Source organism: Streptomyces glaucus (assembly GCF_039533365.1).
Classification (GTDB): Bacteria; Actinomycetota; Actinomycetes; order Streptomycetales; family Streptomycetaceae; genus Streptomyces; species Streptomyces glaucus.
Genome location: NZ_BAAATK010000022.1, coordinates 56,903 through 81,729 on the forward strand (window position 1 = coordinate 56,903; position 24,827 = coordinate 81,729).

Below are 24,827 nucleotides of genomic sequence, written 5' to 3' on the forward strand. Positions count from 1 at the left end.
GCCCCGCGGGCGGGACGCGCGCTCGCCGCGTCGCCGGGGCCGTCCTCGCCCGCCCGGTGCGAGGACGGCCCTCCGCCGTGCCGCCGCCCGCGGGATGCGCCCCGCGGGCGGCCGGCGCCCCCTGCGCACCCCGCCCCGGTCCACGGGGCCCGGCCGGGCCGCCGCCCGCCCCCTTCGGCCCGCTCCGTCACGTCAGGAGGCCACATGATCCCCACCCTGCGCACCGAACGGCTCGAGTTCAGGCCCTACCGGCCCGAGGACGAGGACGCCTTCGTCGGCCTGCTGCGCGACGAGGAGGTCTGCCGCTGGATGGGCCAGGACCGGATACCCGAGCCCGACATCCGCACGCTCTTCCGCGCCATCCTCACCGACGTGTACCCCACCCGCCGGTTCGACGTGTGGGGCCTGTGGCACGAGGGCGGGTACGCGGGTCACGCGGAGGTGAAGAAGACCGGCAACGTGGACGGCCACGAGCTCGTCACCGCCCTCGCCCCGCGGTACTGGGGCAGGGGCCTGGGCGCCGAGGCGGTCCGCGGCCTGCTGCGCCACGCCGCCGACGACCTGGGGCTGGATGAGGCGTACGGCATGGTGGGCGCGGAGAACACCGCCAGCCTGGCCCTGTGCCGCCGCCTGGGCTTCCGGCACCTGCGCGACGTGGTCGGCGACGACGGTTCGGTCACGAAGATGCTGGTGATCTCCACGCGGGATGCCGGGCCGTGAACGCGGGACGCCGTGCCGTGAACGCGGCGCCCGTGAGCCCCGGCCGCCCCCGGAGGCTGCGCGGGGGTGCCGCACGAGCGCTGCGACGGCGGTGTGACCGGTGGGGACGCGGGCGGCGCGGAGCGTGAATCCGCGCGCCGGGACGGCCCTTGAGGCGATCACACCCGGTCAGGGCGCGCCCGGACGGCCGCGCCGCGTCCTCGGACAGGCCCGCGTCCCCGCCTTCGCCGCCGTCCCCGCGCCGGGCGACGGCCGTCCGCGCGTGGCCGCCGGCCGGGCGTCGCTCAGCCCAGCATCTTCAGCAGCTCCTCGGCGAGCGGGGCCGACGACGCCGGGTTCTGGCCGGTGACGAGAGTGCGGTCGACGACCACGTTCGGCGCCCACGGCTCGCCGGCCCGGACCCGCACGCCCGCGTCGGTGAGACGGTCCTGCAGCAGCCACTTCGCCCGGTCCGCCAGCCCGCCCTGGATCTCCTCGGCATTGGTGAACGCGGCCACCTCGTACCCCTCGAACGCGTTGCGGCCGTCCTCCCGCACGGCGGCCAGCAGCGCGGCCGGGCCGTGGCACACCACGCCCAGCGGGATGCCCGACTCCAGGGCGCGGACGAGCAGCCTGCCGGAGTCGGCGTCCACGGCGAGGTCCTCCATCGGGCCGTGCCCGCCGGGGTAGAAGACGGCGTCGTAGTCCTCCAGCCGGACGTCCGCCAGGCTCACCGGGGCGCGCAGCTCGGTGAAGGACTCCAGCGCCGCGGCGATCCGGTCGGCGTTCTCCCGGCCGCCGTTGGCCTCGGCGGCCAGGGAGGCCCGGTCGACGGTGGGCACGACACCGCCCGGAGTGGCGACGACGACCTCGTGGCCCGCGGCCTTGAACGCCTCGTACGGGGCGACGGCCTCCTCGGCCCAGAAACCGGTGGCGTGCCGGCTGCCGTCGGCCAGGGTCCAGTGGTCGACGCCGGTGACGACGAAAAGGATCTTCGACATGGTGTGTTCTGCTCCCGGTGGGACGGGCCGCGGCCCTTGACGCGGCGCTGACCCGACGGTAGATCCACGGTCCCGCAGGATTCCAATGCCCCGCCCAATGGCTGCCATAGGAACGCCTATGGACAGGCGGCCCGGGGACGGCCCTCGCGGAGGCGGCGTGGGGACGGCCCCGGCAGGGCCTTAGGGTCGCCTGCGTGAGGCACACCGATCCCCCCGGCCCGGCGGCGCAGCCCGACCTGAACCTGCTGCGCACCTTCCTGGCCGTCTACCGCTCCGGGTCCTTCACGGCCGCGGCCCAGCTGCTGGGCCTGTCCCAGCCCACCGTCACCACACAGATCCGCTCCCTGGAACGGCAGACCCGCCGTGAGCTGTTCGAACGCCTGCCGCGCGGCGTCGCCCCCACCGCCGTCGCCGACGAGCTCGCCGCCCGTATCGCCGCTCCCCTGGACGCGCTGGCCGCGGCGACCGGCCACGGCCCGGCCGGACGGGCCCGGCCCGGACCGGTCCACCTCGCCGGGCCGGCCGAGCTGCTGTCCACCCGCGCGCTGCCCGCCCTGTCCCGGCTCGTCACCGACGGCGTACGGCTGCGCGTCACGATGGGGCTGACCGACCACCTGCTCGACGGACTGCGCGCGGGGCGGCACGACCTGGTGATCGCCACCGTCCGGCCGCGCGGCCGGACCCTGTCCGCGGTGCCGCTGTCGGACGAGGAGTTCGTCCTGGTGGCCGCACCCGCCCGCGCCGAGCGCCTCAGGAAGTCCCTCGCCGCCGGCGGACCCGGCGCACTGCACTCCGAGCCCCTGATCAGCTACGCCGAGGACCTGCCGATCGTCCGCCGCTACTGGCGGCACGTCTTCGGCCGGCGGCTGACCTGCCAGGCGGCCGTCTCCGTGCCGGACCTGCGGGCCGTGCTGGCCCTGGTGGTGGCCGGCGCCGGGTTCAGCGTGCTGCCGCGCTACCTGTGCGCCGCCGAGCTGGCCTCCGGCGCCCTGGTCCTCCTCGGCGAACCCGAGGACCCGCCGATCAACACCACCTTCCTGGTGCAGCGCCCGGGCACCCCGGACAACCCGCACGTCGCCCTCGTCCGCGACCGCCTGCTGACGGCCGCACGCCAGTGGTGACACCGATGGCGTGCGGAAGCGGCCGCGCCGGGTACCCGGCCGGCGAGCGGTGAACGAGACCGACGACGAACGAGGAAACATGGGAGGTGCGTCATGGCGCAGTACGTGCGCGACATCATGACCAGCGACCCGGTGACCGTGGAGCCGCAGACCTCCGTCGCCGAGGTGGCCCGCATCATGCGCGACCGGGACCTCGGAGCCGTCCTGGTGACCGACGGCGACGAGCTGCGCGGCCTGGTGACCGACCGCGACCTGGTGGTCCGGCTGCTCCCGGAGGGCAGCGACCCGAAGCAGACCACGGTGGTCGGCGCGTGCAGCGAGGACCTGGTGACCGTGCGGCCCGACGAGGACCTGGACCACGCGGTCGAGCTGATGCGCGAGCACGCCGTGCGCCGCATCCCGGTCGTCGACGAGGAACGCCACCCCGTCGGCATCGTCTCCCTGGGCGACATGGCCATGGAGCGCGACCCGGGCTCCGCACTGGGCGACATCAGCGTGGCCAAGCCGAACGCCTAGGGCACACGGCCGGGTTCCCGGCGGCGGGCGGGAACCGGCGGCGACGGCACCGGTCCCCGCCCGCGGGCGGCGGAAGGAGGAACGCCGGCGCGGAAGGAAGACGACGCGCCGTGACCGCGGAGGCCGGCGCGGAACCCGTCCCTCGCCGGTGAGCCGGAGGCGCGTCGCGCACCCGGGCGCCGGCCGCCGGGGAGCGGGGCGCCGGGCGCGCCGCACCCGGCGCGGGGGAGGGCCGCCGGGGACGAGGACCGGTGACGGCGTCCGCGGTAATCCACCGTAATCAACAAGTAAACAAACGATGTTCCGTTCCGCCGGTTCACGGCTAAGGTGAGGCAGATGAAGGCTCTCGTGCTCGCCGGCGGCGCCGGAACACGTCTGCGGCCGATCACCCACACATCGGCCAAACAACTCGTGCCCGTGGCCAACAAGGCCGTGCTCTTCTACGGGCTGGAATCCCTCGCCGAAGCCGGCATCACCGAGGTCGGGATGATCGTCGGCGACACCGCCGCCGAGATCGAGGAAGCGGTCGGCGACGGCTCGAAGTTCGGCCTGGACGTCACCTACATCCCCCAGGAACGACCCCTGGGACTGGCCCACGCGGTGCTGATCGCCCGTGACTACCTGGGCGACGACGACTTCGTCATGTACCTGGGCGACAACTTCATCGTCGGCGGCATCACCGACCTCGTCGACGAGTTCCGCAGGAACCGGCCCGACGCGCAGATCCTCCTCACCCGCGTCCCCGACCCCCGCTCCTTCGGCGTCGCCGAACTCGACCCGTCCGGGCAGGTGATCGGCCTGGAGGAGAAACCGGAGCATCCCAAGAGCGACCTCGCCCTGGTCGGGGTGTACCTTTTCACCCCCGTCATCCACGAGGCGGTGCGGGCCGTCAAACCGTCCTGGCGCGGCGAGTTGGAGATCACCCATGCCATCCAGCACCTGATCGACCGCCGTGCCGACGTGCGCTGCACGGTCATCGAGGGCTACTGGAAGGACACCGGCAACGTCGTCGACATGCTGGAGGTCAACCGGACGGTCCTGGAAGGCATGGAGCGCCGCATCGACGGAGAGGTGGACGCCGAGTCGGAGACCATCGGCCGGGTCGTGGTGGAGGAGGGCGCGCGCATCGTGAGGTCACGCATCGTCGGACCCGCCGTCATCGGCGCGGGGACCGTCGTGAGCGACTCCTACGTCGGCCCCTTCACCTCCGTCGCGGAGAACTGCCGGATCAGCGACAGCGAACTGGAGTTCTCCATCGTGCTGCGGGGCTCCTCGATCCGCGGAGTGGGCCGGATCGAGTCCTCGCTGATCGGCCGGCACGTCGAGGTCACCCCGGCGCCGCCCGTGCCCAGCGCCCACCGTCTCGTCCTCGGAGACCACAGCAAGGTGCAGATCCATTCATGAACCTCCTCGTCACCGGCGCCGCCGGGTTCATCGGCTCCCGCTACGTCCGCATGCTGCTCGCCTCCGACGCGCCCGACGCGCCGCGGATCACGGTGCTGGACAAGCTCACCTACGCCGGCACGCTCGACAACCTCCCACTCGACCATCCGCGGCTGAAGTTCGTGCAGGGCGACATCCGCGACGCCGAACTCGTCGACGGACTGGTCGCCGAGGCGGACCACGTGGTGCACTTCGCCGCCGAGTCGCACGTGGACCGCTCGATCCTCACCGCCTCCGACTTCGTCCTCACCAACGTGGTCGGCACCCAGACGCTGCTCGACGCCGCCCTCCGGCACGGCCTGCGGACCTTCGTGCACGTCTCCACCGACGAGGTCTACGGATCGATCGCCGCCGGCTCGGCGACCGAGGAGCATCCGCTGAACCCCAGCTCCCCGTACTCCGCCTCCAAGGCCTCCTCCGACCTGCTCGCCCTCGCCTACCACCGCACCCACGGGCTGGACGTGCGGGTCACCCGCTGCTCCAACAACTACGGCCCGCACCAGTTCCCCGAGAAGGTCATTCCGCTGTTCGTCACCAACCTCCTCGACGGGAAGAAGGTCCCGCTGTACGGGGACGGCCGGAACGTCCGCGACTGGCTGTACGTCGACGACCACTGCCGGGGCGTGGAACTGGTCCGCACCCAGGGCCGCCCCGGCGAGGTGTACAACATCGGCGGCGGCACCGAGCTGACCAACAAGGAACTCACCGGGCTGCTGCTGCAGGCCTGCGGCGCGGACTGGGACCGGGTGGAGTACGTCGAGGACCGAAAGGGCCACGACCTGCGCTACTCCGTCGACTGGAGCAAGGCCCGCGACGAGCTCGGCTACCGCCCCCGCCACGACTTCGCGGCCGGCCTCGCCGAGACCGTCGCCTGGTACCGGGACAACCGCGCCTGGTGGGAGCCGCTGAAGCGGCGCGTCGCCGAGGAGCGCGGATGAGGTGGCTGGTCACCGGGGCCGGCGGGATGCTCGGCCGTGACCTGGTCGACGAACTGACCCGGCGCGGCGCGGACGTGGTCGCCCTGGACCGCGCCGCCCTGGACATCACCCGGCCCGACACCGTGGCGGAGGCGTTCGCCGAGCACCGGCCCGACACCGTGGTCAACTGCGCCGCGTACACCGCCGTCGACGACGCGGAGACCGACGAGGCGCGGGCGCTCGCCGTCAACGGCGACGGGCCGCGGCTGCTCGCCCGGGCCTGCGCCGCGCACGGCGTCCGCCTGGTGCACGTCTCCACCGACTACGTCTTCTCCGGCGTCCGCCGCGACACCCCCTACCCGGAGGACCATCCGCCGGCCCCGCGCACCGCCTACGGCCGCACCAAGCTCGCCGGCGAGCGGGCCGTCCTGGAGGAACTCCCCGGGGCCGGCGCCGTCGTCCGCACCGCCTGGCTGTACGGCGCCCACGGCCGCAGCTTCGTGCGGACGATGATCGACCTGGAGGCCCGCCGCCCCACCGTCGACGTGGTCGACGACCAGCGCGGGCAGCCCACCTGGAGCGCGGACGTCGCCGTGCGCATCGCCGACCTCGGCCCGCGCGTCGGCCGCGACGCGCACGGCGTCTTCCACGCCACCAGCTCGGGCGAGGCCTCCTGGTACGACCTGGCCCGGGAGGTGTTCCGGCTGATCGGAGCCGACCCGGACCGGGTCCGCCCCACGAGCGGCGCGGCCTTCCCGCGGCCCGCGCCGCGCCCCGCCTACAGCGCCCTCGCGCACGGCCGGTGGCAGGACATCGGCCTGCCACCGCCCCGTGACTGGCGTGCCGCCCTGCACGAGGCCCTTCCCCGTATCCGCAAGGAGTTCCCTTCGTGAAACGCCATGAGTTCCTCCGGGAACTGCACAAGGTCAGCGCCAACCGCAACTACCTGGAGATCGGCGTCAACGACGGCCGCAGCCTGCGGCTGTCCCGGGTTCCCAGCATCGCCGTCGACCCGGCGTTCAAGGTGGTCACGGAAATCCGCTGCGACGTCCACCTGGTGAAGGCCACCAGCGACGACTTCTTCGCCCGCGACAACCCGCTGGCGCACCTCAAGGGCGGCCGTCACCCGCTGCGCAACCTGCGCCGGGGCCGCTCCCCGCTCGGCCACTGGCGGCGCACCACGCTCGACCTGTCGTTCATCGACGGTATGCACCTGTTCGAGTACGCCCTGCGCGACTTCATCAACATCGAGAAGCACTCCGACTGGGCCAGCGTGATCGTCTTCGACGACATGCTGCCGCGCAACGTGGACGAGGCGGCCCGCGACCGGCACACCGACGCCTGGACCGGCGACGTCTACAAACTCGTCGAGATCCTCGCCCGGTACCGCCCCGACCTGGTGACCGTCCTGGTGGACACCCAGCCCACCGGACAGCTCGTGGTGTTCGGCGCCGACTCCGGCAACACCGTGCTGCAGGACCAGTACGAGGAGATCCTCGCCGAATACCTGGTGCCCGACCCGCAGAAGGTGCCCGAGGCGATCCTGGAACGGGCCGGGGCCGTGTCCCCCGAGACCCTGCTCCGGGCCGGCTTCTGGGGGCGCCTCGTCCGGGCCCGCAACCTCGGCCTCGGCCGCTCCCGCGGCTGGGAACCGCTGCGCCGCGCGGTGGAGCAGATCGGCGTCAGCCGTTAGCCGCACGGCGGCCGACGTGATCGACGCGCCGCGGCCGGTGCCGGCGGCCGGCCGCGGCGGTGGGCGTCAGCCGCCCGGCCGTCCCGCGCGCAGCCGCTCGTAATGGGCGGTGCACGCCTCGTACGTGGGCAGCAGCCCGGCCCGCCGCGCCTCGGCGAGCGACGGCGCCCCGGCGTCCTTCGGGGACAGCACCGGCTCGATGTCCTCGGGCCAGGCGATGCCCAGGTCCGGGTCCAGCGCATGCACCTCGTGCTCGCGCTCGGGCGCGTAGCCCGTCGAGCACAGGTAGACGACGGTGGCATCGTCGGTGAGCGCCATGAACGCGTGTCCGAGCCCTTCGGCGAGGAACACCGCGTGCCGGGTGTCGTCGTCCAGCCGCACCGCCTCCCACCGCCCGAACGTGGGCGAGCCGACCCGGATGTCGACCACCACGTCCAGGATCGCGCCCCGCACGCACGTGACGTACTTGGCCTGGCCGGGCGGCACGTCCGCGAAGTGCACGCCGCGCAGCACGCCCCAGCGGGAGACCGAGCAGTTGGCCTGCGCGAGGGACAGGTCGTACCCGGTGGCCTCGCGGAACTCCCGGCCGCGGTACCACTCGTGGAAGCTGCCCCGGTCGTCCGGGAAGACCTTCGGCTCCAGTATCCAGGCCCCCGTCATCTCCAGTGGTCGCACGCTGTCACACCCTTCGCGCCCTGATCCGCGAAACCGTCTTCTTCCGTGCCGCGCCGAGCACGCGCCGCACCCCGCGGGCCAGCCGCCGCAGCGGGCCGGGACCCGGCACGGGCACCACCCGCACCCCGCCGTTCCCGGCGCGCAGGGCGAGCGGCAGTCCGAGGAAACGCGGCGCTGCGGCGTCCGGGTCCGGGCACACCGCGGCCCGCCACACCGCGCCGGACAGGCCGGCGACGGGCAGTCCGGCTTCCAGCCGCGCCCCCTGCCCGCCCGCGGCGGGCGCCAGCGTGGCGGGCACCTCGACGGACCGCCCGGCGGAGGTGAGCCGCAGCAGCGCCGCGCTGTCGCCGGGCACGTACCACGGCAGCACGGCCCGGAACCGGTCGCCGGTGGCGCTGACGACGGCCCGCCCGAGGCCGAGCCGCTTCACCGAGGCGCCGAGGTCCAGGGACAGGTTGCCGTGCGGGTCGGTCCAGTACGGCAGGACCGCGCGGCCCCCGACGAGTCCGGCCCGCGGCGCGGGGCGGCTCGCACGGGGCACCGGGCCGAGCCGGCACTCCTTGGTCCAGCCGCCCAGCCTGACCCGGACGACGGCGTCCCAGATCCCGGTGCCCGGCAGGGCGGCCGGGTCGACGGTGGCCGTCGCCCGCAGCACCAGCCGGACCCGCCCGCCGGCCCCGGCGGGCACGGTCTCGCGGTGGAACGTCACCGGCTGGAAGTGCTGCGCCGCACTGGCGCGCTCGCGCAGCAGCAGGTCCGCGGCGGCCTTGTCGAAGCGGGCGGCGGTCTCCGCGCCCACCCACGCGACCGCCTCCGCGACGTCCTCCGGCGCCTCGCCGAGGGGGGTGCTCGCGCTGTCGGCGGGGAACGTCATCGGCTCACCGGCCAGGGCGTACTCGGCGGAGAACTCGATCCGCAGCGCGCCGTCCCGCCACTCCACGCCGCCGGGCGCGGCGGTCAGCGCGACGGAGTTCTCCCACTCGGCGAACGCCACCACCGCGTCGAACCGGCCGGCGGCGGCCAGCGCGGCGACGACCTGCTGCGTCGGCTGCAGCCCGGCCGCGACACCGGGGCCGAAGCGCTCCACGACGACCCCGTGGATCTCGTCGAACAGCTCCTTGCGGTAGTCCTCGGGCAGGGCGAGGAAGCGCCGCCCGCGCAGCCGCTCCACCATCTCCACCCGCAGCCAGCGGCGGAAGAGCCGGTCGCGCAGCGGGCCCGGCTCGGTGTACTTCTCGACGACGTCGAGGGCCTCGCGCAGGTTCTTGAAGTAGCCGACGGGGTCGAAGCGCTGGAAGCCGGCGTTGGCGGCGTCGTCGCGCTTGACGTGGTAGTAGCAGACGTAGTCGCTGAGCACGGAGACGTTCCCGGCGCGCAGGTACGCCTCCGTGACGAAGACGTGGTCCTCCAGGCGGCGCCTGCCCTCGGGGAAGCGCAGGCCGGTGCGTTCCAGGAAGGACTTCCGCACCATCTTGTGCGGGGTGAGGCTGTCGATCAGCGGGGCGTTCTCGACGGTGGCGCGCGGGTGGTTGCGGCGGAAGAGCTCCACCGGGACACCGCGGCCCTTGCCGGCCATCTTGCCGACGATCACGTCGGCGTCGTTGGCGACGCCGTAGTCGTACATCCGCTCCAGGGCCTCGTCGCCCAGGTAGTCGTCGTTGTCGACGAACATCACGAACTCGCCGCGGGCGGCGTCGATGCCGACGTTGCGGGGCTTGCCCGACCAGCCGGAGTTCTCCTGGTGGATGACCCGCATCCGGGGGTCCTCGGCGGCGAGCGCGTCCAGCCGGGCCGGGGTGTCGTCGGTCGAGCCGTCGTCGACGAAGATCACCTCGTACTCTTCGGGAGGCAGCGACTGCCGCTGCAGCGAGGCGATGCAGTCCTCGATGTACGTCCCGGGGTTGTAGACGGGAACGATGACGCTGACCTTGACCGGCATCGGGCTCCGGGCCCCCCTTGGGTCGCTTGCCGTTCACATGCAGGTTTGGTGCGAGTGGGCTGATGGTAACCCTATCGGCGGTACGGCAGGCGCCGGGGCCGGAACCGTTCCGTGAACCGGCGTGCGCCGCAAGCCCGGTGACCCGCCGGGCCGCCCCGCGCTGCCGCCCGGCGGCCCGCGGCCTAGGCTGACCCCGTGCGCCTGCTGCTGATGTCCGACACCCACCTGCCCAAGCGCGCGAAGCAGCTGCCCGCGCGGCTGCTGGCCGAACTCCCGGACGCCGACGTCGTGTTCCACGCCGGGGACTGGGTCGACACGGCCACCCTGGATCTGCTGGAGAGCCGCTGCCGCAGACTCGTCGGCGTGTACGGCAACAACGACGGGCCGGCGCTGCGCGCCCGGCTGCCCGAGGTGGCGTACGCCGAGATCGGCGGGCTCCGCTTCGGCGTCGTCCACGAGACGGGTCCCGCCCGGGGCCGGGAGACGCGCTGCGCCGCCCGCTTCCCCGGCCTGGACGTGCTGGTCTTCGGGCACAGCCACATCCCGTGGGACACCACCGCCGCCACCGGCCTGCGCCTGCTCAACCCCGGCTCCCCGACCGACCGGCGCCGCCAGCCGCACTGCACGTACATGACGGCCACGGCCGCCGGCGGCCGGCTCACCGACGTCGTCCTGCACCGGCTGCCGCCACGCTAGGGCCCCGCGACGGGCCCGCGCGGCGTCGCGGCACCGGCGCGTTCCCCCGCCGCCTCGAGGGCGGAAGGCGCCCCGTGCGCCGCACCGGCCGGGGGGCCGGGCCGTATGTCCTCCTTACTCGTCCCAGGCCTGGATCAGCGTCTGCTCGGCGATCCTGCCGTCCCGGAGCGAGAGCATCGACTCGGACAGGACACGGACCCCGTCCGGGTACCGGCAGGACTCGCTGTAGGCGGCGTGGTCGCCCTGGACGACGCACTGCTCCAGCTTGTGCGTCATGTCCCGGCTGTAGACGTCCTGGAGCATCCGGGCGATCTCGTCCCGGCCGTGCAGCACCCTGGGGCGGCTCGGCTGGGCGTCGCGGTCCACGATGCGCAGCTCCGCGTCGTCCGCGTAGAGCGACACCAGGGTCCGGGGGTCCTCGCCCTCTATCGCCCGGCGCAGGATCTCGGTGTCGAAGGCGGGGTCTGCCGCGGTTCCCATGACGACCTCCTTCGTCTCTCCCTTCGAGGCTCCTCCGCCCCGGTGCGCCCGGCAAGCCCGGCCGCCCCTGCCGGGCGCGGCGCCGGCTCAGTCGGCCGCGGCGAGGAACTGGGTGGCCGCCAGCTCCGCGTACAGCGGATCGGCCGCCACGAGTTCCCGGTGGGTGCCGACCGCGCGGACCCGGCCCGCGTCCATCACGACGATCCGGTCGGCCATCGTCACCGTGGACAGCCGGTGCGCGACGACCAGCACCGTGGTGGTGCGGGCCACGTCGGCGACGGTGTCGCGCAGCGCCGCCTCGTTCACCGCGTCCAGCTGCGAGGTGGCCTCGTCGAGCAGCAGCAGCCGGGGGCGGCGCAGCAGGGCGCGGGCGATGGCGACGCGCTGCCGCTCCCCGCCCGACAGCTTGGTGCCGCGGTGCCCCACGAGCGTGTCCAGGCCCTGGGGCAGGCGGGCGACCAGCCCGTCCAGGCGGGTCGTCTTCAGCACATGGGCGAGGGCGGCGTCGTCCGCGCCCGGGTTGCCCAGCAGCAGGTTGTCCCGCAGCGAGCCCGACAGGACCGGCGCGTCCTGCTCCACGTAGCCGATCGCGGCCCGCAGCCGGGACAGCTCCCAGTCGCCGAGGCCGCGGCCGTCGAGGGTGATCTCGCCGGACTCCGGGTCGTAGAACCGCTCGATGAGGGAGAAGACGGTGGTCTTGCCCGCGCCGGACGGGCCGACGAACGCCGTCATGCCGCGGGCGGGCACGGTGAACGTCACCCCGTGGTGGACGTAGGGCAGGTCGTCGGCGTAGCGGAAGCGGACGTCACGGAAGGCGACGGAGGCGGGTTCCGCGCCGGCGGGGGGCAGCGGCGCGGGCCGGGCCGGCGGCTCGGCGGGCAGGCGCAGCGCCTCCTGGATCCGGGCGAGCGCCGCCGAGCCGGTCTGGTACTGGGTGATCGCGCCGACGACCTGCTGGATCGGCGCCATCAGGTAGAAGACGTACAGCAGGAACGCGACCAGGGTGCCGACGTCGACGGCGCCGGTCGCCACCCGCGCCCCGCCCACCGCGAGGACCGTGATGAAGGCGATCTGCATCGCGAGCCCGGCCGTGTTGCCCGCCGCGGCCGACCACTTGGCGGCGCGCACGCTCTGCCGCCACGACTCCTCGGCGGCCTCGTGCAGCGCGCGCTCCTCGCGGTGCTCGGCGCCGGACGCCTTCACCGTGCGCAGCGCGCCGAGGGTCCGCTCCAGCGCGGCGCCCATCACGCCGACCGCGTCCTGCGCCCGGCGGCTCGCCCGGTTGATGCGCGGCACGATCAGCCCGAGGACCGTCCCCGCGGCCAGGATCACCGCCAGGGTGACCCCGAGCAGCACCGGGTCCACCAGGCCCATCATCACCACGGTCGCGACCAGCGTGAGACCGCCCGTGCCGAGGCCGACCAGGGAGTCGGTGGTGACCTCGCGCAGCAGGGTGGTGTCGGAGGTGATGCGGGCCATCAGGTCGCCCGGCTCGCTGCGGTCGACGGCCCGGACGCGCAGCCGCAGCAGATATGACGACAGGGCGCGCCGCGCGCCGAGCACCACCGACTCGGCGGTGCGCTGCAGCACGTACGCGCCCAGCGCGCCCATCGCCGCGTTGGCGATCACCAGCCCCGACATGGCGGCCAGCGCGCCGGTGACGGCCCGGTCGTGCGCCAGGTCGTCGATCAGCTCCCGCGCCACCAGCGGCAGCAGCAGCCCGGTCGCCCCGGTGACCAGCGAGAGCACGGCGCCCGCCAGCAGGGCCCACCGGTGCGGCCGGACGTATCCGAGGAGCAGCCGCCAGGCGGGTGCAGGGGTCTGGGTCTCTGCGGTGCTCACGACGCTCCTTCGGGCTCGGACGGAGCAATCAGGCTACGCCGAGCCCTTCGCCGGGGACCTGGGAATTCCGTTCCCGTGCCGGCCCGGCGCGACCGGAATGCCGCGGGTCGCATCCCTTACCGATCAGTCACGCATAGGGTCGGAGGCGACGGACACCGGTCGAGGGAAGAGGGAAGGGGCAGCACCATGGCGCAGGAAGTACGCGGCGTGATCGCACCGGGCAGGGACGAGCCGGTGCGCATCGAGACGATCGTCGTGCCCGATCCGGGGCCGGGCGAGGCCGTGGTGCGCGTCCAGGCCTGCGGGGTGTGCCACACCGACCTGCACTACAAGCAGGGCGGCATCGGCGACGACTTCCCCTTCCTGCTCGGCCACGAGGCCGCGGGCGTGGTGGAGTCGGTCGGCGAGCAGGTCACGGACCTCGCGCCCGGCGACTTCGTGATCCTCAACTGGCGCGCGGTGTGCGGGAAGTGCCGCGCCTGTCTGCGCGGCCGGCCCTGGTACTGCTTCGACACCCACAACGCCGAGCAGAAGATGACGCTGGCCGACAGCGGCCGGGAGCTGTCCCCGGCCCTGGGCATCGGCGCCTTCGCCGAGAAGACGCTCGTCGCCGCCGGCCAGTGCACCAAGGTCGATCCCGCGGTTCCCCCGCAGGTCGCCGGGTTGCTGGGCTGCGGCGTGATGGCCGGCATCGGCGCCGCGATCAACACCGGGGGCGTCACCCGCGGCGACACGGTCGCCGTCATCGGCTGCGGCGGCGTCGGCGACGCGGCCGTCGCCGGCGCGTACCTGGCGGGGGCGGCGAAGATCATCGCCGTGGACATCGACGACCGCAAGCTGGCCACCGCCCGCACCATGGGCGCCACCCACACCGTCAACTCCCGCGAGACCGACCCGGTCGAGGCGATCCGCGAGCTGACCGGCGGCTTCGGCGCCGACGTCGTCATCGAGGCGGTCGGCCGCCCCGAGACGTACCGGCAGGCCTTCTACGCCCGTGACCTGGCCGGCACCGTGGTGCTGGTCGGCGTGCCCACTCCGGAGATGAAGCTCGAGCTGCCGCTGCTGGACGTCTTCGGGCGCGGCGGGGCCCTGAAGTCCTCCTGGTACGGCGACTGCCTGCCCTCCCGCGACTTCCCCATGCTGATCGACCTGCACCTGCAGGGCCGCCTGGACCTGGCCGCGTTCGTCACCGAGACGATCCGGCTCGACGAGGTGGAGAAGGCGTTCGAGCGGATGCACGCCGGTGACGTCCTGCGCTCGGTGGTGGTGCTGTGATGACCACCCGTATCGAACGCCTCGTCACCTCCGGGCAGTTCAGCCTCGACGGCGGCACCTGGGACGTCGACAACAACGTGTGGATCGTCGGTGACGACCACGAGGTCGTCGTCATCGACGCCGCCCACGACGCCGACGCCGTCGCCGAGGCCGTCGGCGACCGCCGGCTCACCGCCATCGTGTGCACCCACGCCCACAACGACCACGTCAACGCCGCCCCCGCCCTCGCCGAGCGCACCGGCGCCACCATCTGGCTCCACCACGACGACCTGCCGCTGTGGAAGCAGACCCACCCGGACCGCGACCCCGACGCCTGGCTGGTCGACGGGCAGGTGATCGAGGCCGCCGGCGCCGACCTCAAGGTCCTGCACACCCCGGGGCACGCGCCCGGCGCCGTCTGCCTGTACGACCCGGGCCTGGCGACCGTCTTCACCGGCGACACCCTCTTCCGGGGCGGGCCCGGCGCCACCGGCCGCTCCTGGTCCCACTTCCCGACGATCATCGACTCGATCCGCGACCGCCTGCTGACCCTCCCGCCCGGGACGAAGGTCCTCACCGGCCACGGCGACGCCACCACCATCGGAGCCGAGGCCCCGCACCTGGAGGAGTGGATCGCCCGCGGCCACTGAGACGCCAGTCCGGGAAGGCCCGGGACCCGGCGCACCGCGGGCCTCCTGAGAGCCCGGGTCCGGGCGTACCCGGAGTCCGGGCCTGCCCGGGAACGCCCGGCCTCCGGGAACGCCCCGGACCCGGAAACGCCCGGAACCCGGGACCCGGAAACACCCGGAAAAGGCGACAGGAGATGTCCGGCTTCCCCGGCACCGTCGGAGCGACATCGGTCACCACGATCACGGGAGGCAGGACATGACGGCTCCACTGGAGGGCAAGGTCGCGCTGGTCGCCGGGGCGACCCGGGGCGCCGGACGGGGCATCGCGGTGGAACTCGGGGCGGCCGGCGCCACCGTCTACGTCACCGGACGCAGCACTCGCGCACGGCGTTCGGAGTACGACCGCCCCGAGACCGTCGAGGACACCGCCGACCTGGTCACCGAGGCCGGCGGCCGCGGCATCGCCGTGCCCGCCGACCACCTCGACCCGGCGCAGGTCCGCGCCCTCGTCGACCGCATCGCCCGTGAACAGGGCCGCCTGGACGTCCTCGTCAACGACATCTGGGGCGGCGAGACGCTCTTCGAGTGGGAGACCCCGCTCTGGGAGCACGACCTGGACAACGGGCTCCGCCTGCTCCGGCTCGCGGTCGAGACGCACGCCGTCACCAGCCACCACGCCCTGCCCCTGCTGCTGCGCCGCCCCGGCGGCCTGGTGGTCGAGGTCACCGACGGCACCGCCGACTACAACCGCGACCACTACCGCGTCTCCTTCTTCTACGACCTCGCCAAGGCGTCCGTGCTGCGCATGGCCTTCGCCCTCGGCCACGAACTGGGACCGCGCGGCGCCACCGCCGTGGCCCTGACCCCGGGCTGGCTGCGCTCGGAGATCATGCTCGACCACTACGGCGTACGCGAGGACAACTGGCGCGACGCCCTGGAGCGCGTCCCCCACTTCGCCATCTCGGAGACCCCGCGCTACGTGGGGCGCGCCGTCGCCGCCCTCGCCGCCGACCCGGACGTGGCCCGCTTCAACGGCGCCTCCCTCTCCAGCGGCGGCCTCGCCCGGGTGTACGGCTTCACGGACCTCGACGGCAGCCGGCCGGACGCCTGGCGGTACCTCGTCGAGGTGCAGGACGCGGGCAAGCCGGCCGACACCACCGGGTACCGCTGACGCCCCGGCCCTCCCGGCGCCCGCCCGCGCCGGGAGGACCCGAATGTCACCGTTCGGTCGCGGTCCGGCCGACCGCACAACCCCTTCCCCGGGCCGCCTGTCTAGCTGGCAGAAACGCAGACCATGCGAGCTGTCGAGCAGAAAGGCATGACCCGCCATGGGGAACATCCGCAGACGGGGAGCCGTCGCTGTGGGAATCACCGGACTGGTGGCGCCGCTCACCCTCGCGCTCGGCGCCGCACCGGCGCAGGCCGCGAGCTGCACCGCGCAGACCGGCCCCCACCAGAAACAGGTGGAGAAGTTCCTGGGCCGCCCGGTCGACGGCAAGCAGTCCACCGCCGACTGCAAGGCCATACAGACCTTCCAGACCAAGCACGGCATCACGCCCAACATCGGCTACGCCGGTCCCGTCACCTGGGGCGTGATGGACCTCATGAACAAGCAGAAGGCCGTCGGGAAAAAGCCCAACAAGGACGGCAAGTGCCCGGTGAACAAGGGCCGCATCGCCTGCGTGAACCTCACCCTCCAGCTGAGCTGGATCCAGGACGGCAGCAAGCTCGTCCACGGCCCGGTGCCGGTCCGCACGGGCCGGGACGGCTACGAGACCCGCACCGGCCTGAAGAAGATCTACTGGCGGAACATCGACCACGTCTCCTCCATCTACGACGTGCCGATGCCCTACGCCCAGTTCTTCGACGGCGGCCAGGCCTTCCACTCCGTGGGCGTCAGCATGTGGAACCCGCCCGGCTCGCACGGCTGCGTCAACATGACCAAGACCGACGCCAAGAAGTACTGGTCGCTGCTGAAGAACGGCGACGACGTCTACGTGTACGGCCGCAAGCCGGGCACGTGAGCGCGCCCGGTCCGCCGGGAGACGTCACACCCCGGACGCGTCCCCGACACCCGGGCCCCGGCCCGGCGCCGGAGCCGGGCCGGGGGCGGGCGGTGGGTGAACTCGCCCACCGCCCGCGGCAGATGGACGTGAGCAGCAACACGGTCCGAAATGTCCGCTTGGGGTGCGAATACTCACATCGTCTTCACCTCCAGAGCCCTATGCTTCACAACATGTCCACCACTGTTGAGCCTTCTTCCGAGCGATCGGCTGACGAGGTCAACGAGGAGATCCGGGCCCTGTGGCTCCGGTCGGGCGGGACACTGAGCGTCGAGCAGCGCGAGGAGTACCAGCGCCTCGTCATGGAGTGGGCCGCCGCGGCCCCGAACCGGGGAAGCGCGGCGTAGGCCCGCCTCCGCCTCGGAGATCCGTCCCGGGGTGCCCCGCCGGACGGGCCCCCTTCTCGCACCGTCACCGGTCGGCCCGCAGCGGCCACCGCCGCCGAGCCGGTGGTCCCGGGCCCTGGCCGCCTGCGACTGCCGGGTGCCGGGTGCCGGTCCGTTCGCGCGGCGCGGCCTCAACGGGCCGTCCGGCCGACCGGGTCGGGACGTGCCGGAAGGGCCGCGTCGTCCGCCTGCCGGGTGAGCGCGGCCCAACTGCGCGCGTCGCCCCAGACGGACGCCGTGCCGACGTAGGGACGCAGCAGCGCGGTGAGCTCCGCGTCGCCGTGCCCGTTCAGCTCGTCGGAGGCGATCTTGCGGGCGATCCCGGCGAGGAAGTCGGCGAGTTGCACCCGTGGATCCAGCCGCGCGGCGACGAGCCGCACCTCCACCAGGCCGATGCCGCCGAGCCGGGCCGTCTGTTCGATCCAGGCGATCCGCTCCGGCGTCAGCATGTTCTGCCGGTCGTGCACCAGGTGGACCGGCTGCCCGCCCGCGCTCCAGTGCGCGGCCGTGGCCACGACGGCGGGCAGCAGCGGATTGAGGACGGGAACCAGGGCCGGGCCGGCCAGGATCCGGGCCCGGTGGGCGGCCGCCCGGGGCCGGGCCGCCGCGAGCCGCTCCAGCCGGGCCGCCGCGTCCGTGCCGGGATGCGCGCGGCACAGGGCCTCGACCGTGCGGAAGAAGGCGTCGACAGGTTCCGTCCGGTCCGCGTCGCCGTCCCGGACGCCGTTCCTGCGCAGCAGCCGGTTGGCCGACGTCAGGAACTCCCGCCACGCCTCGTCCCCGAAGGTCCCCCGCCCCGCGCGGAACAGGGGAGCGGCCTCGGCGGGGTCGCCGAGCAGCAGCCCGACGACCCGGTCCACCACGAAGAACGCCTTCTCCGTCAGGTGCACGTGAGCGCGTCCGTGGATCGGCCCCGACGGGCACAGCAGCCACTCCAGCACCGCCCGGTGCTTCTCCCGCAGCAGGTGGTTCGCCTTGTACTCCTCGGCCGGCGAGCGGATCCGGTCCCGTATCTCCCGCACGGAGGCCGCCGCCGAGGCCATGGACAGCCGCACACTGGCGTGCGCGAACACGTCGGTGTTCCCGCCGGTGAGGTTCTCGCCGTCCGACCCCGACTCATCACAGGCGACCTCCAGGACCGCGCCGGCCGGCGCGGTCCGCTCCCCGTCCTCGCGTTTCCCGGTCACGCCACGTCCCCCCTCTCTCGTGCCCATGACCAGCATCCCGCACCGCACGTCCGGTGGACCGGGTCCTTCGCGCACCCACGCCCGCCCTCGCCCGGGTCCGCCGCCGTGCGAGCGGAAAAGGGCGCATCCGCCCCGAGGGCGCGCCGCCGTCGCGGGAGCCGGTCCGGCGGCGCCCCCGCCGGACCCGCCGTGCGCGCGGCCCCCGGAACCCTGGAACCCGGCGACACCGGCTGCCCGGCGGGCACCGACCGCGCCGAGGCGCCGCCCGTCCGCCCGGATCGGACGGCGGCGCCGGAGCGAACGGGACCGCGCCCCGCGCCGCGCCCGCGCTGTCCGCCGCGCCCGCGCGCCCCTAGACTGCCCGCCATGGACGACGCGCCACTCGACCGGCTCGGCGCCGGCACGTATCTGCTGCTCACCAGTCACCGCAGGAACGGGACCCCGGTCGCCACCCCGGTGTGGGTGGTGCGCGACGGCGACGCGCTCGGCGTCTGGACGGCCGCCGACTCCTGGAAGGTCCGACGGATCCGCCACCGCTCCGACGTCCTGGTCGGCCCCTGCGACCTGCGCGGCAACCCCACCGGCGACCAGATCCCCGCGACCGCCGAGATCTGCGACCCGGCCACCGGTGTCCGCTACCGGCGGCTCATCGCCCGCAAGTACGGTCTCGTGGGCCGTCTCACCCTCCTCGGCAGCCGGCTGCGCCGGGGCGTGGACGGCACGGTCGGCATACGGATCACCCTCACGCCCTGACGGGCGGCAAGCGCTTTCCGAACACGGGAGTGGACGGCCCCCCGCCGGGAAAGGCCACCCCCATGAGCCGAACTCCCCCTCTGCGCGCGGCCGTCGTCGGCACCGGCCACCGCGCCCAGCTGTACACCCGGGGCCTCTCCGAACGCCCCGGCCACCTCGTCGCCGCCCTGTGCGACCCCAGCCCGACCCGGATGGCCTTCCACAACCGCCTGCTGGCCGAGGCGGGCCGGCCGGCCGCCTCCCGGTGGGAGCCGGAGCGCTTCGCCGACCTGCTCGCCGAGGAGGACATCGACGAGGTCGTCGTCACCACCGTCGACGCCGAGCACGACCGCTACATCGTGCCGGCGCTGCGCGCGGGCTGCCGGGTCGTCACCGAGAAGCCGATGACCGTCGACGCGGACCGCTGCGCCCGCATCCTCGACACCGTCCGCGAGACCGGCAACTCCCTGACCGTCGCCTTCAACTACCGCTTCAACCCCGTGCACGGGAAGGTCCGTTCCCTGCTCGCCGAGGGCGCGATCGGCGAGGTGCTGTCGGTCCACTTCGAGTGGCTGCTCGACGTCCGGCACGGCGCGGACTACTTCCGCCGCTGGCACCGGGAGAAGCGCAACAGCGGCGGCCTGATGGTGCACAAGGCCTCCCACCACTTCGACCTGGTGAACTGGTGGCTCGCCGACGAGCCGCACGAGACCTTCGGCTACGGCCGGCTCGGCTTCTACGGCCGTGACGCAGGCGAACGCCACGGACTGCGCCGGGACTACCACCGCGCGCACGGCTCCGCCGAGGCGGCCGGCGACCCGTTCGCGCTCGACCTCGCCGCCGACGACACCCTGCGCGCCCTCTACCTTGACGCCGAGCCCGACGACGGCTACCTGCGCGACCGCAACGTCTTCGACGGCCCCGTCACCATCGAGGACGACATGGCGGTCCTCGTGCGGTACGCGCGCGGCGCGACCATGACGTACCACCTGACCGCCTACTCCCCCTGGGAGGGCTACCGGGTGATGTTCAACGGCAGCGCCGGCCGGCTGGAGCTGGAGGTCGAGGAGAGCCGCCGGCAGCCGCCGCGCACCCGGATCACCTCCGCCCGCGGCGCGCTGCACGGGGACACGGCCGCCGAGCACGCGGGCGGCGCCCGGCTCACGCTGCGTCCGCTGTGGCGGCCCCCGGTCGGGATTCCGCTGTCCGTCGATCACGAGGCCCACGGCGGCGGCGACCCGCGCATGCTCGACGCCCTCTTCGGACCCGTGGATCCCGGCCGGCCGGCGCACACCGGGCAGGCGGCGCATCCGACGGCCACCGAACGCGACGGGGCGCTCGCCCTGGCCGTCGGGCTCGCGGCCAACCGGAGCTTCGCGACGGGGCGGCCCGTGCGCACGGCGGACGTGCTCCCCGGTCCGCGGTGACCGGCCCCTCGTCAGATCCAGGCCCGGTACGGCTCGTCGACCAGCTGGAAGACCGGCTCGCCCCGTACCGGGTCCTGGGCCGTGGACAGCCGCACCCGGTCCCCGCTGTGGATGCCGACGGGCGGGCCCATGACCCGGCCGCGCACGACGAAGCCCTCGGCCATCTCGATCAGCGACACGTTGCGCGCGGCGGGGGAGTTGCGGTGCACCACCGTGGAGTGGCGCACCGTCCCGGTGCCCTCGCTGCGCTCGGTCCTCAGGTCGCTGCCCCGGCAGACCGGGCACAGCAGCCGGTGGTACACGGCGGTGCCGCACCAGGTGCAGCGCTGGAAGAGGAGGACGTCCGTCTCCCCGGCCCCGGGGCCGGCCTGCGGGCCGGTCCGGGGGCCCGCTCCGGGACCGGCCTCGGGGTCGAGCACGCCCGTCACGGAGTCCGTGGCCTGCCGGGCCGCGCTTCCTGAGTGGTGGTACACGCTGTCAACTCCCTGCACTCGGCCGGAATCCCGCGTGCGCGGCCGCCCGGGCACGCGGGTGCGCGCGGTTCGCCGTGCCACCGTGCACGCCCTCAATGTATGGCACTGAGTGCCACCCGTAAAGGCACTCCGTACCCCCGGCGGCCGGGGTCACGTACCGTCGAGCGCCGGCTCGATCTCCTGGAGGACCCGCCCCGGCGGCGCCCCGCGCCGGAGGACCACCACCGCGCCGTCGGGCTCCGCGGAAGCGGGCGGCGGGGGGAGCGGGCGGATGCCGCCGGACGGCCCCGATCCCCGGGGAGCACCGCGCGAAGGCCCTCAGACCGGCTCTTCGGCCTCTTCCCGCGGCACCCGGATGTCCAGCACGCACACGTCGTCCCGGCGCTCCCCCTCCAGCATCTCGGCGAGGAGCGGCCCCAGGGAGCCCGGCCTGTCGGCGTGGTGGGCGGCGACGGCCCGGGCGAGGCGCTCCAGGCCGCGGTCGAGACTGTCCGGCGGGCGCTCGACCAGGCCGTCCGTGTACAGCAGGACCCGGTCTCCCGGTTCCAGCCGGCACTGCGCCTCCCGGAAGACCGGTGCGGAGGTCGCCCCGAGCAGCATCCCGCTCGGACGGTCCAGGTAGCGCACCTCGCCGCCGCGCAGCAGCAGCGGCGGCAGATGCCCCGCCTGCGCCCAGAGCAGGCGGCGCCCGGCGGGGTCGTAGCGGGCGAGGACCATGGTGGCGGTGCCGTGGGAGTCGCGGGAGTGCAGCAGCAGCGTGTTCAGCCGGGCCAGCGCACCGGTCAGCGACGAGCCCGTGATGACCATGCCCTTGGCGGTGAAGCGGAGCTGGGCCATCGTGGCGACCGCGTCCACGCCGTGTCCGGCGACGTCGCCGACCACGAACAGGGCGTCGCCGTCGGGCAGTTCTATCGCGCTGAACCAGTCGCCGCCGACGTGGACCCCGGACTGCGCGGGCAGATAGGCCACTTCGACGCGCAGCCCGGCCAGCCGCACGGGCCGCCGGGGCAGCGGCAGCAGCGCGTGCTGCAGCCGGGCGGCGAGCGTCCGCTCGGTCCGCAGCACCTCGTGCTGGGTCAGGATCGCCCGTTCGCTCTCGACGAGGGCCAGTTCCGCGCGGCGCCGCGCGGTCAGGTCCTGCACGAAGCCGTGCACCTCGACGGGCGTGCCGTCGGCGTCCGTCACCGTCTCGGCGACGAACCGCAGGTGCCGCACCCCGGCCGGGGTCCGGATCCGGAACGGGACGTCGAGCGGCCGGCCGCCCTGGACGAGCTCCCCGACGGCGCGGGCCAGCGCCGGCATGTCCTCGGGCAGCGCGAGGCCGGGGAGGTCCCCGAGGCGGACCGGGCCGTGCGCCGGGTCCCGGCCGAAGAGGGCGAAGACCTGGGAGGACCAGCCCGCCTCACGGGTGACCAGGTTCCAGTTCACCCAGCCGAGACTGCCCAGGCGCTGCAGGTCCGCCAGCCGCTGCTCCTGCCGGTCGGAGGAGTCCTGCCGTATCCAGGTGACGACCAGCCGGCCGCCGAGCCGGGCCACCCGCACCGCGTACGTGGACAGCTCCGCGGCCCCGGCCACGACCCCCTGGTGCGCGAACGGCTCGCCCTCGTACGGCTCCCCGGTGGCCAGTGTGTGCAGGAACCCCTGCCACAGCGGCCGGTCCGCCACGCCCGGGAAGCAGTCCAGGAGCCGCCGGCCGATCAGCTCGGCCCCGGTGCCGCCGACGACGTCCCCGGCCGGCCCGGTCGCGGCGTCGACGCGCCAGTCCCGGACCTCCCCGGAAGGGGCGCGCAGCGGGGTGAGCAGCATCGCCGCGACCGGCAGCGCGTCGAACACCGCCTGGACGGCGTCGGCGGCGCCCCGCGGGGCCCGCTCCTGGCGGGCGTCGAAGGCGCGCAGCCACCCGGCGCACAGCCGCACCACCTCCTCCAGGTACCTCCGGTCCCGCGGCGAGAAGGGCCCGCCCCCGCCGCGCAGCACGCCCAGGCAGACGCCGGCCGTGTCCCCGGCCGGTACCGGCAGCCAGGCCCGGGACCGCCACCGCTGCGGCGGATCGCCGATCAGCAGGTACCGCTCCCTGTCCCGCTCGATGTCCTCCAGCCAGCGCGGTTCTCCGGCCCGCAGGGCGTCCAGCGCCGCCACCCCGGTCAGCGGCGGCACCTGGTGCCACTGCGCGGCCAGGGTGTCGTCGATGCCGGCGTGCCCGACCAGTTCGAGCCCGCCGGCGGACAGCCGGGCGTAGATCATCACCGCGTCGGCCCCGGTCTCGGGCGCGAGATGTTCCAGCAGGCAGCGGGCGAGGTCCCGGGAGGTCTCGGTGTGGACGAGGGCCTTGGCGAGGCGGCCGAGCGCGGGGGAGAGGTCGTCCGGCGCGGGCAGCGTCGCGGGAACGGGGACGCCGGGCGCCCGGCCGGAGGCCCCGGCGGGGAGCTCCGGTTCGCGCCCGGCGGGGACCAGGGGCGGCACCAGGCTGCCCAGCGTGATCCAGCACTCCTCCAGCAGCGTGCGGTGTTCGGCCCTGGCCCGCTGCGCCAGCAGCTCGCGCGCCGCGTCCGCGGAGCAACCGGTCAGTGCCATCACGGCGCCCTTGGCGCGCTCCAGGACGGCAGAGGTCGCGGCCAGGTCGCGCAGCCGGTCCATCTCGGCACGCTGCCTGGCGACCACCCTGGCCAGTGCGGCCGTCTCCGGTGCGGCTCCGGACCCGGCCGGCACGGCGGGTTCGCTCGTCACGCGTCGAGCATCGCACATGGAGCCGGGCGGGATGACCGGCTTCTTCGCGCGGACCCGGCACGGGCAGCCGGGCCCGGCCGCATGCCGGGCGCCCGGTGCGGCCACCGGCTGAGCGGCGCCGGCATCGGGCGCGCCGGCGCCGCAGACGGCGCGCACGCCGCGGCGCACGGCGGCGACGGGGCGGGCGCGCCCGGCTCCCGGGGGGCCGGCCTCCGGGGTCAGCGTCCGGCGTGGTGGTCGGCCAGCGCCCGGGCGACGGCGCGCACGCCGCGCGCGATGTGCTGCAGGTGCAGCACCTCCGCCGCGTACAGCTTGATCGTGTGTTCGATGACCGATTCGGGCAGGCCGAGCCGGGGCAGGTCGGCCCGCGCGGTCTGCAGCGCGGTGCGGGCCACCCGGATCTCGTGCTGGACCTGGATCTGTGCGTGGCGGGCGAGCAGCACGGGGTGGCGGATCAGCGCGGGATAGCCGGCGTAGCGCGCCGGCACCAGTTCGCGCAGCCACTTGACCGCGGAACGCTCCCAGTCGTAGGAGCCGGGTGTCCTGACCTGGCACGGCCAGTCCGGGCTGATGCGGGTGGACGGCAGGGGCATGATCATCGCTTCCGGTGTGCGGCGTCGTCAGGGGGCGCGGCGGGGCGGGCGGTCCCGGACCGGGGGACGGCCGGGGCCGCCGCGGGCGTTCGCGCGGGCGAGGCCCGGCCGGACGCCCCCGGTGCCGCGGCGGGCGGGAGGCGGCGGCCCCGGGTGCTCGCGCGGGAGCCCGGCAGCGGGAGGCGCCCGCGCGGCGGGTGGGGCGGCGTGCGCATGGGCGGACCGTCGGCTTTCTCCGGGCACGGGACGGGTGGGGGCGAGGACGTGGACCGCGCCTCCGGGCGGCCGGGCCGCGCTCCGCGAGCAGTATTTATATATGCCGTTGCCTTTGCAA

24 protein-coding genes are annotated in these 24,827 nt (G+C 74.5%); 15 read left to right on the forward strand and 9 right to left on the reverse strand.

Going from position 1 to position 24,827, the window contains the following annotated elements; genetic code table 11:
* Window positions 1-204 precede the first annotated feature (204 nt).
* A complete protein-coding gene (locus ABD363_RS17930) occupies window positions 205-720 on the forward strand; it encodes a GNAT family N-acetyltransferase (protein WP_344604662.1) in 516 nt (171 codons plus the stop codon).
* 284 nt (window positions 721-1,004) lie between these two features.
* Here ABD363_RS17930 and ABD363_RS17935 read toward each other — a convergent pair whose 3' ends face one another.
* Window positions 1,005-1,700 (reverse strand): type 1 glutamine amidotransferase domain-containing protein, encoded by a 696-nt coding sequence (locus ABD363_RS17935; RefSeq protein ID WP_344604664.1) that lies wholly within the window; start codon window positions 1,698-1,700, stop codon window positions 1,005-1,007.
* Window positions 1,701-1,894: 194 nt separating this feature from the next.
* On the opposite strand from ABD363_RS17935, the gene ABD363_RS17940 reads away from it, so the two are divergent.
* The 6 genes from ABD363_RS17940 to ABD363_RS17965 all read left to right on the forward strand — a co-directional run bounded on the left by ABD363_RS17940 (window position 1,895) and on the right by ABD363_RS17965 (window position 7,390).
* Entirely contained in the window at window positions 1,895-2,821 is a 927-nt protein-coding gene (locus ABD363_RS17940) for a LysR family transcriptional regulator (RefSeq protein WP_344604666.1), read from the forward strand.
* 93 nt (window positions 2,822-2,914) lie between these two features.
* Complete coding sequence (locus ABD363_RS17945) at window positions 2,915-3,337, forward strand: CBS domain-containing protein (protein WP_344604668.1); 423 nt, start codon at window positions 2,915-2,917, stop codon at window positions 3,335-3,337.
* A 336-nt stretch (window positions 3,338-3,673) separates the two neighbouring features.
* On the forward strand, window positions 3,674-4,741 hold the full coding sequence (locus tag ABD363_RS17950) for a glucose-1-phosphate thymidylyltransferase (RefSeq protein WP_344604670.1): 1,068 nt from the start codon (window positions 3,674-3,676) through the stop codon (window positions 4,739-4,741).
* Complete coding sequence (gene rfbB, locus ABD363_RS17955) at window positions 4,738-5,718, forward strand: dTDP-glucose 4,6-dehydratase (protein ID WP_344604672.1); 981 nt, start codon at window positions 4,738-4,740, stop codon at window positions 5,716-5,718. The genes ABD363_RS17950 and rfbB overlap by 4 nt, the downstream gene beginning before the upstream one ends.
* Window positions 5,715-6,590 (forward strand): dTDP-4-dehydrorhamnose reductase, encoded by an 876-nt coding sequence (rfbD, locus tag ABD363_RS17960; protein WP_344604674.1) that lies wholly within the window; start codon window positions 5,715-5,717, stop codon window positions 6,588-6,590. Before rfbB ends, rfbD begins: the two co-directional genes overlap by 4 nt.
* Complete coding sequence (locus tag ABD363_RS17965) at window positions 6,587-7,390, forward strand: class I SAM-dependent methyltransferase (protein WP_344604676.1); 804 nt, start codon at window positions 6,587-6,589, stop codon at window positions 7,388-7,390. The genes rfbD and ABD363_RS17965 overlap by 4 nt, the downstream gene beginning before the upstream one ends.
* A 66-nt stretch (window positions 7,391-7,456) precedes the next feature.
* On the opposite strand, the gene rfbC is transcribed toward ABD363_RS17965, so the two are convergent.
* A complete protein-coding gene (rfbC, locus tag ABD363_RS17970) occupies window positions 7,457-8,050 on the reverse strand; it encodes a dTDP-4-dehydrorhamnose 3,5-epimerase (protein ID WP_425577998.1) in 594 nt (197 codons plus the stop codon).
* Window positions 8,051-8,069: 19 nt separating this feature from the next.
* The gene (locus ABD363_RS17975; protein WP_344604680.1) at window positions 8,070-10,004 is read right to left on the reverse strand and encodes a glycosyltransferase; all 1,935 of its coding nucleotides are present in this window, start codon (window positions 10,002-10,004) and stop codon (window positions 8,070-8,072) included.
* Window positions 10,005-10,199: 195 nt separating this feature from the next.
* Between ABD363_RS17975 and ABD363_RS17980 the strand changes: the two genes are divergently transcribed.
* Window positions 10,200-10,700, forward strand: a complete 501-nt coding sequence (locus ABD363_RS17980; protein ID WP_344604682.1) for a metallophosphoesterase family protein — start codon at window positions 10,200-10,202, stop codon at window positions 10,698-10,700.
* 114 nt (window positions 10,701-10,814) lie between these two features.
* Here ABD363_RS17980 and ABD363_RS17985 read toward each other — a convergent pair whose 3' ends face one another.
* Together ABD363_RS17985 and ABD363_RS17990 are read right to left on the reverse strand one after the other, a co-directional pair.
* On the reverse strand, window positions 10,815-11,180 hold the full coding sequence (locus ABD363_RS17985) for a nuclear transport factor 2 family protein (protein WP_344604684.1): 366 nt from the start codon (window positions 11,178-11,180) through the stop codon (window positions 10,815-10,817).
* Between the two features lie 87 nt (window positions 11,181-11,267).
* Entirely contained in the window at window positions 11,268-13,022 is a 1,755-nt protein-coding gene (locus ABD363_RS17990) for an ABC transporter ATP-binding protein (protein ID WP_344604686.1), read from the reverse strand.
* Window positions 13,023-13,208: 186 nt separating this feature from the next.
* Here ABD363_RS17990 and ABD363_RS17995 point away from each other — a divergent pair, with 186 nt between their 5' ends.
* The 5 genes from ABD363_RS17995 (at window position 13,209) to ABD363_RS18015 (ending at window position 17,315) form a co-directional block, all read left to right on the forward strand.
* Window positions 13,209-14,297, forward strand: a complete 1,089-nt coding sequence (locus ABD363_RS17995; RefSeq protein ID WP_344604688.1) for an S-(hydroxymethyl)mycothiol dehydrogenase — start codon at window positions 13,209-13,211, stop codon at window positions 14,295-14,297.
* Window positions 14,297-14,926 (forward strand): MBL fold metallo-hydrolase, encoded by a 630-nt coding sequence (locus ABD363_RS18000; RefSeq protein ID WP_344604690.1) that lies wholly within the window; start codon window positions 14,297-14,299, stop codon window positions 14,924-14,926. Before ABD363_RS17995 ends, ABD363_RS18000 begins: the two co-directional genes overlap by 1 nt.
* 235 nt (window positions 14,927-15,161) lie before the next feature.
* A complete protein-coding gene (locus ABD363_RS18005) occupies window positions 15,162-16,076 on the forward strand; it encodes an SDR family oxidoreductase (RefSeq protein ID WP_344604692.1) in 915 nt (304 codons plus the stop codon).
* Window positions 16,077-16,233: 157 nt separating this feature from the next.
* A complete protein-coding gene (locus tag ABD363_RS18010) occupies window positions 16,234-16,929 on the forward strand; it encodes a L,D-transpeptidase family protein (protein ID WP_344604694.1) in 696 nt (231 codons plus the stop codon).
* A gap of 200 nt (window positions 16,930-17,129) precedes the next feature.
* Window positions 17,130-17,315, forward strand: a complete 186-nt coding sequence (locus ABD363_RS18015) for a hypothetical protein (protein WP_344604696.1) — start codon at window positions 17,130-17,132, stop codon at window positions 17,313-17,315.
* A gap of 170 nt (window positions 17,316-17,485) precedes the next feature.
* On the opposite strand, the gene ABD363_RS18020 is transcribed toward ABD363_RS18015, so the two are convergent.
* Window positions 17,486-18,541, reverse strand: a complete 1,056-nt coding sequence (locus tag ABD363_RS18020; RefSeq protein WP_344604698.1) for a hypothetical protein — start codon at window positions 18,539-18,541, stop codon at window positions 17,486-17,488.
* A gap of 366 nt (window positions 18,542-18,907) precedes the next feature.
* Between ABD363_RS18020 and ABD363_RS18025 the strand changes: the two genes are divergently transcribed.
* Window positions 18,908-19,294: a PPOX class F420-dependent oxidoreductase gene (locus ABD363_RS18025; protein ID WP_344604700.1), complete on the forward strand. Its 387-nt coding sequence runs from the start codon at window positions 18,908-18,910 to the stop codon at window positions 19,292-19,294.
* Between the two features lie 62 nt (window positions 19,295-19,356).
* Window positions 19,357-20,700 carry a Gfo/Idh/MocA family protein gene (locus ABD363_RS18030; RefSeq protein WP_344604702.1) on the forward strand — a complete coding sequence of 448 codons (1,344 nt, stop codon included), beginning with the start codon at window positions 19,357-19,359 and terminating at the stop codon, window positions 20,698-20,700.
* Between the two features lie 11 nt (window positions 20,701-20,711).
* Here the strand turns inward: ABD363_RS18030 and ABD363_RS18035 are convergent, their stop codons facing one another.
* The 3 genes from ABD363_RS18035 to ABD363_RS18045 form a co-directional block, all read right to left on the reverse strand.
* Entirely contained in the window at window positions 20,712-21,173 is a 462-nt protein-coding gene (locus ABD363_RS18035; protein ID WP_344604704.1) for a Zn-ribbon domain-containing OB-fold protein, read from the reverse strand.
* Between the two features lie 318 nt (window positions 21,174-21,491).
* Window positions 21,492-23,918, reverse strand: a complete 2,427-nt coding sequence (locus ABD363_RS18040) for a SpoIIE family protein phosphatase (RefSeq protein ID WP_425577996.1) — start codon at window positions 23,916-23,918, stop codon at window positions 21,492-21,494.
* Between the two features lie 200 nt (window positions 23,919-24,118).
* The gene (locus ABD363_RS18045) at window positions 24,119-24,499 is read right to left on the reverse strand and encodes a hypothetical protein (RefSeq protein WP_344604706.1); all 381 of its coding nucleotides are present in this window, start codon (window positions 24,497-24,499) and stop codon (window positions 24,119-24,121) included.
* Window positions 24,500-24,827 lie beyond the last annotated feature (328 nt).